Source organism: Massilia frigida (assembly GCF_011682175.1).
In the GTDB taxonomy this organism is placed as follows: domain Bacteria; phylum Pseudomonadota; class Gammaproteobacteria; order Burkholderiales; family Burkholderiaceae_D; genus Telluria_A; species Telluria_A frigida.
Map to the genome: position 1 here is coordinate 106,186 of NZ_WHJG01000018.1, position 12,079 is coordinate 118,264.

A 12,079-nucleotide genomic window follows, 5' to 3' on the forward strand; every position below is an offset into this window, starting at 1 on the left:
GAATACTCACTTGGCGCCCGCTGATTACGGAGTGAACACTTACTTTGCAGCCTTGGCGCAGGCGCTGCCTCCCAGTACCGGCACCTGGGAAGCGGCGCTGCCGCTGGTGCCCTGGAAGCCGAACTCGACAGTCTGGCCCGGCTGGATGACCGCGTTCCAGCCCACATTGCTCGCCGTGTACGGATTGCTGCCGCTCAGGACCGCATTCCACATGCTGGCCACTGTCGAGCCATCGGCGTAGGTCCAGCTCACGCTCCAGCCGTTCATGGCGCTGGTGCCGCGGTTGGTGATCTGCACCGCACCGTTGAATCCACCCGGCCACTGGCTGCGCACCTGATACACGCACTGCTTGCTTGGGGTCGGGGTTGGCGGCGGTTCCACCGGGGGCGGCGGATCGATCGGCGGCGTTGTGGTTCCGCCCGGCACGCCCATGGCGATGCCGCGTCCGGCGGTACTCATATACACAACGCCGTAACGGTTCATGTCGCCGATGACGAACTGGCCGTTGCCCGGTCCGCCGTACTGGTGGGCATCATCGTTGATACGCACCCAGGTGGCGCCCGCGTCGCCAGAGCGGTGCACGCCTTTCGCGCCGTTGACCGTACCCCAGATAAACACCGTCGGGAAAGTCGCGCCCGCTGCGGCGGCGCCAAAGCCGACCGCGGCGGCATAGCTCACGCTGCCGATGCTGCTGAAAGTCGCGCCCGAATCGGTCGAGCGGGCAAGACCCGCACCGTACAGCGGCACCCACAGCTCGCCTTCGCGGTTCGGCACCGCGCGGATCACTTTCGAACCGCCCGACTGCAAGGTCGCTTTCGGCGCGAACGAGACGCCGCCGTCGGTACTGACGAACACGCGGCCATTGTCATACGCGTAAAACTTGCGCGGGTTGACGGCATCGGCCACCGGACGGGCAGCGCTCACGTTCAGGCCACTCACGGCGCTCCAGCTCGATCCGAAATCGGTCGAGCGGTAGCTGGTGGCCGAATTTTCCGGGCTGTGCAGCAAGACGGTGCCGTCGGACGAGAGCGCGACCTGGCCGTTCTTGCCGTTCATCGCCGCACTCTTCTTCCAGCTGGCGCCGGTGTCGGTCGAGTAATACATGGCCGGGTTATCGTTTCCGCCGGCGCGCACCAGCACCGAGGTCTTGCGCGCAGCGACGTCGAGGCCGGTGGTGCTGCCGATCGATGGCATGTGGATCGGCGCATAGCGGGTCGGATCGGTGTGGCGGAAGCCATCGTAGTCGCCGATGGCCGATACCAGCGGTCCGCCCGGGATGCTGACCAGGTTGAGTGGCACGGTTTCTTCCAGCCCGGCCACGTTGAAGGTCCAGGTGGCCGGGGTGGCGTTGATATTGGCGGTCTTGAAGATGCCGTTACCGGACGACACCCACGCCGCCTTGGTATCGAAAGGATCGAGCTCGACCGTTCCAGCCCAGTGGATCGCCTTGTCGCCGACCCAGGACACGCCCGCACTCTCCTTGGCGAAGCCGCGCTGGACCACGTCGGTCCAGCTGGCGCCGCCATTGGCCGAGGTGTAGATGCGGTCGCCCCAGGCATTGCCCTGCTGCTGGTAGGTGTTGATGGTCGAGGCCACCAGATTGTTCGGATTGTCGGGCGCCACGCTGATGCCGCTGAACGCCGAGCTGATGCCCGATGGCGTGACATTGGTCCAGGCGCCGGTGCCGACGTTATACTTCCAGATCTGGCCGCGGTCCATCGGTTCCGGCTGGGCCCAGTGGCCGTGCGGACCGGCGCCGTTGGCGTAGGTGAGGTACAGGCTGCCGTCGCTGGCGCGCGCCACGCGCTGCGGCATCAGGTCGGTCGGCGCGCCGGTGACGGGCGCAAAGGTCTTGCCGCCATCGTTGCTGCGGTACAGATTGGGAGCCACGTAGCCGAAGCGCGACACGCCGACCACGATGCGCTGGGCTGCGCCACCCACCACGCTGGCCGGATCGAGCGCGACGAAGCTGATGCCGTTTTCGTTGGGCGTGGTGGTCACGTCCAGGCCGCTCACGCGGGCCCAGGTGGCGCCGCTGTCGCTACTTTTGAACAAGCCGTTGGCGCGGGTGCCCACGTACAGGATGTTGCTCGAACCGGGATCGAGCTGCAGGCGCTCGCCGGTCTGGCGGCCCATGCCGTTGCCGTGCGCCTTGAACAGGGCCGTCACATCGGTCTTGATGAAGGTTTTGCCGTAATCCGAAGAACGCAGGATCATGGTCTTGCCATTGTTGAAGTAGCTGATGCCGGCCAGCATGTAGACCTTGGCCGGATTTTTCGGGTCGAGGGCGATCGATTCGACGCCGAGCAGGCCCGTTTCATCATCCGACGCCCAATCGCTCAGCGGCACCCAGCGCGCGGCGGTATTGTCCCAGCGATAAGCGCCGCCGACATCGGTGCGGGCATACGCCAGGCCTTTTTGGGTCTTGCTCGGAATCACCGCCGAAACGAAGCCACCGCCGCCCATGGCGACGCTGTTCCATTGATAAGTTTCAGACGCGGCGGAGGCCGGTGCGCAGGCGGCGCACAGGGCGCAGGCCGCTGCAATCGTCGAGAGTCGATGCATGAAGGTCATGGGATTCGCTTTTCTTGTTGGCGTGGAAAATGAAAACGTTTGCACACGTTAGCGAAAGCATGCTATGCCCCGTATGTACGGGTGTCTAATCTCTATTTTGAAAGCATTTGACAAAACAATGGACGAATTAGCATGGCTTACAGGCAAAAAGTACAGTCCATGAGCAAGAGATGATTGCGTGGAATAAGGCAGCGACCAAGGCGACCATCCGGGCACTTGCCTTCTCGCTCTTGCCTGCACGGCGGTTCGCCAGGCCTGACGCGGAAACGATCGACACGACAGCAAAAAGATCACGTGCGCTGTGCTATATCTTCGATTAAGATTGCATTTTTTTTAACGGAGAGTTCATGAACGCCTACCGCACAGCCATCCTGTCGGCCGTCCTCAGTCTGGCCGCTGCCGCGCCCTCGTACGCCGCTACGACGGCACGTGGCACGGTCAGCAATATCGGTTTCGAGCTGATCGATCTCGATCTGAACGATGGCATCACGCCTTCGCTCAATTTCAACGTCACGGGCGGTTATTATTTTGAAGATCCGTACACGGAGTTGAAGCTGGCCGACCAGCGCAGCGGCTACAACGACACGCAGCGGCACAACGAGACCATGTCTGAGCCGTACCAGCGCAGCGCATCGTATGCACCCTCCGCCGGCACGGCGCTGAACGCCTCGGCAAGCGTGAGCGGCCGCTTGTTGGACGGCTTGGTGATGCAAGCGCAGGCCAGCAGCGCGGGTGGCGACGCCGAGGCCACCAGCCTTGCCACCTCGGGCCACGTTCATTTCATCCTGTCCCCTAACACCGCGGTGCGCATCACGGCCGACCTGTATGCAACCGCGACGCGCGCCCCGGGCCTGATCGACGGCGGCTCGTATGCCGACGTGCACTTCCTGATTTTCCAGGACGTTCCCGAGTCGTCCAGCTACTCCCGTCCGGACGAGCACCTCGCCGCCACCTACATGCCTGACGCGAGCACCACCAGCCTGTTCCAGGCCACCCATGTGGACTATGTGCTCAACAACCGCTCGAGCACCTCGATCACCAATATGGTGACCTTCAACGCGATGGCCTCGGCCCACACCCTGGCGACCTCGCCGGTGCCGGAACCGGCGACCTACGGGATGCTGCTGGCTGGCCTTGGGGCACTGGCGGCAACGGCGCGCCGCCGCCGCCGCTGACACCGGGCCCTGGCCGGCCTGAAGCGGCTGCCTGAGCGCAAGCGGCTGCCAAGCCGCTGAAAAGCAGGCAGCGCGCTGCGGGCCGAAGTCAGCGATCGAGCGCGCCGCGGATGCCCGCGACGAAACGCTGCACGGCCTCGACCGCCTGGTCCTTCGGCGTGACCTCGATCTCCTGGATGATGCGGCTGCCGATCACCACCGCGTCGGCCACCTGCGCCACCGCCCTGGCCGTTTCGCCATCGCGAATCCCGAAGCCCACCCCGATTGGCAGCTTGACACGCTCGCGGATCGGCGCCAGGCGGCGCGCCACATCGTCCACATCAATATTGCCCGCGCCCGTGACGCCCTTGAGCGACACGTAATAGCTAAAGCCGCTGCCGAACTTGGCCACCTGCGCGATGCGCTCCGGGGTCGACGTGGGCGCCAGCAGGAAGATCAGATCGAGCTCGCTGGCGCGCATCGCCGTGGCGAATTCCTCGCACTCCTCGGGCGGATAATCGACCACGATGGCGCCATCCGCGCCCACCTCTTTCGCCCGCGCGATGAAGGTATCGGTGCCAATGCGCTCGATCGGATTGGCGTATCCCATCAGCACCACCGGCGTGCTCTGATTCGTTTTGCGGAACTCGCGCACGAAGCCAAACACGTCGCCGAGGCCGACATTGAACTTGAGCGCGCGCTCGCAGGCGCGCTGGATGACCGGGCCTTCGGCCATCGGATCGGAAAACGGCACACCCAGTTCGAGGATGTCGGCGCCGCCGGCAACGAGGGCGTGCATCAGCGGCACGGTCATATCCGGGCCCGGGTCGCCCGCCGTGATAAAGGTGACGAGCGCGGTTTTTTTACTGGCCGCCAAAGCGGCAAAAGTTGGTGCGATTCTGGACATGGCGATGCTTTCTTGTAGTGTGGTCGAAAAGGTCGGGCTTCAGAAAACAACTGAATTGAAAAATCAGCTGAAATCGAGCCCCATCCGCTCCGCCACCGTGTGCATGTCCTTGTCGCCGCGGCCCGACAGGTTCACCAAAATCAGCTCATCCTTGGGCAGCGTGGCCGCCAGCTTGGCCGCATAGGCCAGCGCGTGCGACGATTCCAGCGCCGGGATAATGCCTTCGATATGGCAGCAGTCATGGAACGACTGCAACGCTTCGTCATCGGTCACCGAGACGTACTGCGCGCGTCCCAGGTCCTTCAACCATGCGTGCTCCGGCCCCACGCCCGGATAATCCAGGCCCGCCGACACCGAATGGGTCTCGATGACCTGGCCATTCTCGTCCTGCAGCAGATAGGTGCGGTTACCGTGCAACACGCCCGGAATGCCGGCCGTGAGCGAGGCCGAATGCTTGCCCGAATCGAGGCCTTCGCCGGCCGCTTCCACGCCAATCAGCTTGACGTTCTTGTCGTCGATGTAAGGATAAAAAATCCCCATCGCGTTCGAGCCGCCGCCGATACAGGCCAGCACGTAGTCAGGCTGGCGTCCGGCCAGTTCCGGCATCTGCACCAGGCATTCCTCGCCGATGACCGACTGGAAATCGCGCACCATCATCGGATACGGGTGCGGACCGGCCACCGTGCCGATGATGTAGAAGGTGTTTTCGATGTTGGTGACCCAGTCGCGCATCGCTTCGTTGAGCGCGTCCTTGAGCGTCTTGGAGCCCGATTCCACCGGCACCACGGTCGCGCCCAGGAGCTTCATGCGGTACACGTTCTGGGCCTGGCGCTTGACGTCCTCGCTGCCCATGTAGACCACGCATTCGAGCCCGAAACGGGCGCAGATGGTGGCCGTGGCCACGCCGTGCTGGCCGGCGCCGGTTTCGGCGATGATGCGCGGCTTGCCCATGCGCTTGGCCAGCAATGCCTGGCCGATCACGTTATTGATCTTGTGCGCGCCGGTGTGGTTCAGGTCTTCGCGCTTGAAGAAAATCTGCGCCCCGCCCTGCTGCTCGGACCAGCGCTTGGCGTGGTAAATCGGCGATGGACGGCCGACGAAGTGCTTGAGCTCATAGCGGAATTCGTCGAGGAATTCGGGATCATGGCTGTATTTGGCGTACGCTTCTTTCAGCTCGGCCAGCGCGTGGGTGAGCGTTTCGGCGACGAAGGAACCGCCGTACGGGCCAAAGTGGCCGCGCGCATCGGGAAGCTGGTAGTCGGTGGTATGGAAAATCGGGGCGGCAGGGCCGCGCGCAGGTGCGTCTTTCATGGGAGTGCTCGCTTTTCAAAGGTGATATCGGCAGGCCGGCCGCAGCCGCGAAGGCGGCGGTCCATGGCTGGCAAAACAGGGGGCGTGACCAGCCCCGCGTCAATCGCGTTTAGTACGCCCGAGCCACCACACAAAACGACCCGAGGCGCGCGTTCTTTTGGAATGAGAAACCAATCGCAGCCTTTCCTGCACCACCGTGGATGTCATCTGCGCAAGGGCGGAACCCCGCTGCGGGCAACTGGTAGTGCGATATTGTTGAACGTATTCTAGCAAATCGGCGCCGCTTGTGGTGGCGCCAACGCATCAGGCGGTTCAGGCGGTTCAGGCCCCGTGATCGGCCATCCGTACGGCGCCGGTGAAGGCGTCGATCTTGGCGGCATCCTTGATGCCCTTGCCCTGTTCGACGCCGCTGCTGATGTCGACCGCATACGGACGCACCTGGCGCACCGCACCGGCCACCGTGTCAACCGTCAGACCGCCGCTCAGCACCACGCGCGGGGCCAGTTCCGCTGGAATCACGGCCCAGTCGAAGACCTTGCCGGCGCCGCCATAGGCATCCACGAAGGTATCGAGCAGCAGGCTGGAGAACAGGGGGCTGGCGGCGCGGCACAGCGCCTCTTCGGCCAGCAGGTCGGCGCCGGTGGTCTCGGGCCGCACGCGGAACACGCGCATGAACGGTCGTCCAACGGCAGCAGCGATGGCGGCGCACTCTTCCACCGTTTCGTCGCCATGGAACTGCAACTGCGCAAACGGCGCCACGGCGGCAACCGCCCTCACCTCGTCGATGCTGGCGTTGACGAACAGCGCCACCGTGGAGACCAACGGCGGCACGGCCGACATCAAGGCGCCGGCCTGCGCGCCCGTCACGTAGCGTGGACTTTTTGGATAGAACACGAAACCGAGCGCATCGGCGCCGGCGGCCACCGCGGCCTGGACGTCTTCAGGGCGGGTCAGCCCGCAAATCTTGATGCGTGTGCGCTGCATGCGTGGCCTCAGAACCAGGGCAGTGGACGGGCTGCCTCGTGCGGCAAGCCCCATTTGGGATCGTAATCGATCTTGGCCAGGTACAGGCCATCGGGCATGAAGGTGGGCGCGGCGTCGTTGCGGTCGCGCCCTTCGAGCACGTCGCGCAGCCATCCAGGCGCATGACGCCCCTGGCCGACATAGATCAGGGAGCCGATCAGGTTGCGCACCATGTGATGCAGGAAGGCGCTGGCGCGCAGGGAGAACACGATCACCTCGCCGTGCCGCTCGATGTTCACCGCGTGCATCTGCTTGACCGGCGACTTGGCCTGGCATTGCGAGGAACGGAAAGCGGAAAAATCGTGGGTGCCGACCAGGCATTGGGCGGCGGCGCGCATCAGGTCCACGTCGAGCGGGCGAAACACCCAGCCGGCGCGGCCCACCAGTAGCGGCGAGCGGATCGGATTGTTGTACAGGACGTAGTGATAGGTGCGCGCAAAGGCGGCGAAGCGGGCATGGAATTCCTGCCCCGGATGCTCGGGCACTTCGGTGGCCCAGCGCACGGCAATCGCGTCGGGCAAAAAGGCATTCACGCCGCGCACCCAGGATTGCATGCCGCGCGAGAGGTCGGTGTCGAAGTGGACCACCTGTTCGAGCGCGTGAACCCCGGTATCGGTACGGCCGGCGCAGGTGGTACCCAGCTCGACGCGCGCGAATTTTTCGAGCGCGATTTCGAGCCGGTCCTGCACCGTGTTGCGGTCTGGCTGCTTCTGGTAACCGTTGAAGGCGGTACCGTCGTACTGGACTCCCAGTGCTATTCGCTTCAATCTAGATCCAGTAACAGCCGTCGCTCATCAAGCAAGCTTGATGCGCATGTCGTTCGCCTTGGCCACCTGGGAAGCGCTGCCGCCCTTGATGACTTCGTCGAGCAGTTCGCGTGCACCTTCCTTGTCGCCGATTTCCTGATAGGCGATGGCCAGGTCAAGCTTGGTCTCCATCTCCATCTGGACCGCCGTCAGTTCGCCAACCTGCACGTCGCCGGCGCTGCCGATGTCGTTAAAGTCCGGCAGTGCGGTGGTGTCGGCGCTGCCTGCGGGCAGGTCGAGGTCGAGCGAGTGCATGTCGAATTCCGGCACGGCGTCAGCCTTGGCGCTCTTGGTATCGGCGCCGAACGGATCGTCGTTGGCCAGGCTAGGCACGGCGCCCGGCGTGGTCGATTGCGGCAGGTCGAAGTTCATGCCATCGAGGTTGAAATCGTCGTCCGCAGGCGCCTTCGACAGTGTCACCGCGGCCGCTGCCGGCGCTGGTGCATTGAAGTCCATGTCGAAGTCCATGTTCGGCGTCTCCGCCTTGACCGGCTCGACATGCACCGGCGCTGCCGCTGGCGTGTCGAACGACAGGTGATGCTCGTCCATGACTTCGGCGGCCGGCGTCACCACTGGCGCGCTTGGGGTGACTGGCTCGAAGCTCAGGCCGCCCAGGTCGAAATCGAGGGTGTGCTCTTCGGCTGCCTTGGCGACTGGCGCGACCGGTGCCGGTGCCGGTGCAGCTGGCGCGGCGGTGGTGTCCTTGCTCAGGTCGAGGTCGAGGTCCATCAGTGCGCTGTGCGGACCGTTGTCGATTGCCGAAGCATCGAACTGGTCGGCCGGATCGACTGGCTGGCTGGTCGCGGCGGCTGCGCTGCTGCCGGCGCTGGCGTACAGCGGGTTCATCGCATCGATCGACAGGCCCAGTGCGGCCGCTTGTGCCCACTCGTCGCCCTGGCCCTTGGTCATGCCATACAGTTCGCTGGCCTGGCTCTCGAACGCGCGCTGATCCTTGCGGGCGGCGTAGATTTCCAGCAGTTTCAGGCGGACCGGATAGCGGTCGGGATGGGTGCGCAGCGCTTCCTTGAGAATCTCTTCAGCCTGGGCATCGCGGCCGTAGGCGATGTAGACGTCGGCTTCGGCGACCGGATCGACTTCATTGGTGTCGAGCTGGCTGGCCGATGGGGCGAAGCTGGAGTTGAACACGCTGTTGTTGGTGTCCACGCTCTGGCCGCCGGTTTCGGCGAACAGGGAGTGCGCCTGGTCGGTCGGCGCGCCAAGGATCGACGGCTCCGACGGATTGCGCTCGACCTGCTTGCGTTCGCGCCATTTCGACAGCCCGAACAGGCCGGCCAGCAAGGCAACGATGGCAGCGATCACGAGGACGATGTTTTCCATCAACATGTCGAAGAAGCTTGGCTCCGGCGCTGGCGCAGCCGGCTTGATCACCGGTTTCGGCGCAGGCACGACGGCCGGCACTGGCGCTGCCACAGGCGCATCGGCCACCACTGGCGCTGGCGTCACGGCCGGCGGGGTGACAGCCGGGGTCACGGCGGCAGGCGGCGGCACTGGTACGGCCGCTGGCGGTGGCGGCGCCACCACCGCAGGCGTGGCGGCCGGCGCAGGCGTGACCGGCGGCTTGGCGCTGACCACTTCCGTGATCGGCGTCTTCGGCGCGGTGGCGCCGGCGGCGGCCTTGCTCTTGACCGTCATGATCTTTTCGAGATCGCCAACGTTCTTTTCCAGTTCCTTGACGCGCTTGGTGGCGTCGGCCATGGCTTTTTCTTTGGCGATCTTGTCTTCCGCCGTCAGCGCACCGGTTTTGCCGGCGGCGTCGGTCGCGCCAGTCGCTTTCGACAGCTTGAGCTGGTCTTTCGATTCGTTGGCAGCGGTTGGACGCTCGGCCACCTTGGCGGTGATCTTGCCGGCGGCGCTCTGGGTCTTTTCAGGTTCCTTGTCGGCCGAGCCGCTGGCGACCTGGCCGGCCAGCTTGTTGCGGTACGCGTTGAAGTCGGTGGCATGGGCCACCACGACGCCGCGCGCTTCGCCTTCGGAACCCTTGATCGATGCCGCCTCGGGCACCGCCAGGATCTGGCCCGACTTCAGGCGGTTCATGTTGTTGCCTGCAAAGGCGTCCGGATTGGCGCGGTACAGCGCAACGAGCATCATGTCGAGCGAAATATCGGCCGGCTTGATCTGTGCTGCGATCTTGCCCAGCGTATCGCCACGCTTGACCTTGTACTCGCTGTCGCCCTCGCCCTTGCCGGCGGCGCGCTGCGGCTCTTGCGACGGCGCTGCCTTTGGCTCGGCTTTCGGTTCCGCAGGCGCGTCGGCAGGCGGCTTGGCGGCAGTGGCCGCACCCGTCTTGCCGCCGGCCTTGGCGCCGGCTTTTGCATCCGCCTTGGCGCCGTTGCGGTTACCCTGCGACAGCACGTCGACCGGCGCGGATACTTGCGCGGTCTGGGTCGAACGCATTTCGACAGGATCAAGCAGGAAAGTGTATTCACGAACCAGTCGGCCCGAGGAGCCCCAGTTCAATTCGAGCAACATATCGACGAACGGTTCGTTGACAGGTTGCGAAGAAGTGACTTTGATGAACTGGCGGCCACCGCGCTGCTCGACGCTGAAACGCAGCGACAGCAGGGCAGGATTGAAATCGATATTGGCTTGACGGAAGGCTTCCGCCGGGGCCAGCTTGGCGGTCATACCGCCCGCTTCGTCATTGGCAACCGAGGTCAGTTCGATCTCTGCGTTCAGGGGCTGGCCGAGTGCGGACAGTACGGTCAGTTTACCGAGACCCGCCGCGTATGCCGAGGTGGACAGAAACACCGCACTGGCGACTGCGCCTGTGAGGGATTTCAACGCGAACGAAGTGAGCTTGGAGCGAGTGTTTAAATGCATAGTTGGCGGCATCATGAGTTGACGGGGGAGAAGGCTGGTTTCCCGGAGGTCTCAACATATCATCATGCACTAGAGCATGCAAGTTTTTGGAGCAACTATGTCGGGCAGTTGCTCACTAAATACGCAATTTCGCGCTTTCTGTAACAGCTCGGTCAAAACCGCATTCATGCCGCTATGTCAAGTACCTTGCAAGATATAACAACTGAATTATCAAGAAGTATACGAAAAACCGGGGTAATGGTGGCTAAAAACGCAAGTTACGCACAGGCCACCGCTGCGTGCTGTGCACCGACTGCATGCACAACACGCCATTCTACACGTATTTACTTATCGAGAATAATCCGCAGCATGCGGCGCAGCGGTTCGGCCGCGCCCCACAGCAGCTGGTCGCCCACGGTGAAGGCGGACAGGTACTCGCCGCCCATCGACATCTTGCGCAGGCGGCCGACCGGAATGGTCAGGCTGCCCGTGACCGCCGCCGGCGACAGGTCGCGCATCGACGCTTCGCGCGTGTTCGGCACCACCTTCACCCAGTCGTTGTTGGCGGCGATGATATCGTTGATCTCGTCGAGCGGCACATCCTTTTTCAGCTTGATGGTCAGCGCCTGCGAGTGGCAGCGCATCGCGCCCACGCGCACGCACAAGCCATCGACCGGAATCTCGCTGCTGCCAAAGGCGGCGCCCAGGCCCAGGATCTTGTTGGTCTCGGCGCCGGCTTTCCACTCTTCCTTCGACTGGCCGTTGCCCAGGTCCTTGTCGATCCACGGAATCAGGTTGCCGGCCAGCGGCACGCCGAACTGCTTGGTCTCGTCAGCCGACATGCCATGCTGGGTCGCCAGCACGGTGCGGTCGATTTCCAGGATGGCGGCAGCCGGGTTGTCCAGCAGCGCTTTCACCGATTGATTGATGGTGCCGAACTGGGTCAGCAGCTCGCGCATATGCTGGGCGCCGCCGCCGGAGGCGGCCTGGTAGGTCATGGAACTCATCCAGTCGACCAGCTTATGCTGGAACAGGCCGCCCAGGCCCATCAGCATGCACGACACGGTGCAATTGCCGCCGATGTAGTTCTTCACGCCGCGCGTCAAAGCATTCTTGATCACGTCGAGATTGACCGGGTCGAGCACGATGACGGCATCGTCATTCATGCGCAGGGTCGAGGCGGCGTCGATCCAGTAGCCGTTCCAGCCGGACGCGCGCAGCTTCGGGAACACCTCGCTGGTATAGTCGCCGCCCTGGCAGGAAATGATGATCTCGCATTTCGACAGCTCGGTAATGTCGGTTGCGTCTTTCAGGGTAGTCTCGTTCTTCGCCATCGCAGGCGCTTTGCCGCCCGCGTTCGACGTTGTGAAGAACACAGGTTCGATGTGGGCGAAATCGCCCTCGTCCTGCATGCGCTGCATCAGGACCGAACCCACCATACCGCGCCAACCTACCAAGCCAACTAATTTCATCTTCTTTCCTCG

General features: G+C 63.8%; 8 protein-coding genes. 1 reads left to right on the top strand and 7 read right to left on the bottom strand.

Annotation, left to right across the window (positions count from 1 at the left end):
• Positions 1-39: 39 nt before the first annotated feature.
• The gene (locus F2P44_RS18235) at positions 40-2,574 is read right to left on the bottom strand and encodes a cellulose binding domain-containing protein (protein WP_167088465.1); all 2,535 of its coding nucleotides are present in this window, start codon (positions 2,572-2,574) and stop codon (positions 40-42) included.
• Positions 2,575-2,921: 347 nt separating this feature from the next.
• Here F2P44_RS18235 and F2P44_RS35610 point away from each other — a divergent pair, with 347 nt between their 5' ends.
• Complete coding sequence (locus tag F2P44_RS35610; RefSeq protein ID WP_229423611.1) at positions 2,922-3,749, top strand: PEP-CTERM sorting domain-containing protein; 828 nt, start codon at positions 2,922-2,924, stop codon at positions 3,747-3,749.
• Between the two features lie 88 nt (positions 3,750-3,837).
• Here the strand turns inward: F2P44_RS35610 and trpA are convergent, their stop codons facing one another.
• The 6 genes from trpA to asd form a co-directional block, all read right to left on the bottom strand.
• Positions 3,838-4,635: a tryptophan synthase subunit alpha gene (gene trpA, locus F2P44_RS18245; RefSeq protein ID WP_167088466.1), complete on the bottom strand. Its 798-nt coding sequence runs from the start codon at positions 4,633-4,635 to the stop codon at positions 3,838-3,840.
• 63 nt (positions 4,636-4,698) lie between these two features.
• Positions 4,699-5,946, bottom strand: coding sequence for a tryptophan synthase subunit beta (trpB, locus tag F2P44_RS18250; protein WP_167088467.1), 1,248 nt, complete (start codon positions 5,944-5,946; stop codon positions 4,699-4,701).
• 321 nt (positions 5,947-6,267) lie between these two features.
• Positions 6,268-6,930 carry a phosphoribosylanthranilate isomerase gene (locus F2P44_RS18255; RefSeq protein WP_167088468.1) on the bottom strand — a complete coding sequence of 221 codons (663 nt, stop codon included), beginning with the start codon at positions 6,928-6,930 and terminating at the stop codon, positions 6,268-6,270.
• An 8-nt stretch (positions 6,931-6,938) separates the two neighbouring features.
• Complete coding sequence (truA, locus tag F2P44_RS18260; protein ID WP_167088469.1) at positions 6,939-7,736, bottom strand: tRNA pseudouridine(38-40) synthase TruA; 798 nt, start codon at positions 7,734-7,736, stop codon at positions 6,939-6,941.
• A gap of 27 nt (positions 7,737-7,763) precedes the next feature.
• Positions 7,764-10,577 (bottom strand): motility hub landmark protein FimV, encoded by a 2,814-nt coding sequence (locus F2P44_RS18265; protein WP_308610213.1) that lies wholly within the window; start codon positions 10,575-10,577, stop codon positions 7,764-7,766.
• 362 nt (positions 10,578-10,939) lie between these two features.
• Complete coding sequence (asd, locus tag F2P44_RS18270) at positions 10,940-12,067, bottom strand: aspartate-semialdehyde dehydrogenase (protein ID WP_167088471.1); 1,128 nt, start codon at positions 12,065-12,067, stop codon at positions 10,940-10,942.
• Positions 12,068-12,079: the final 12 nt, after the last annotated feature.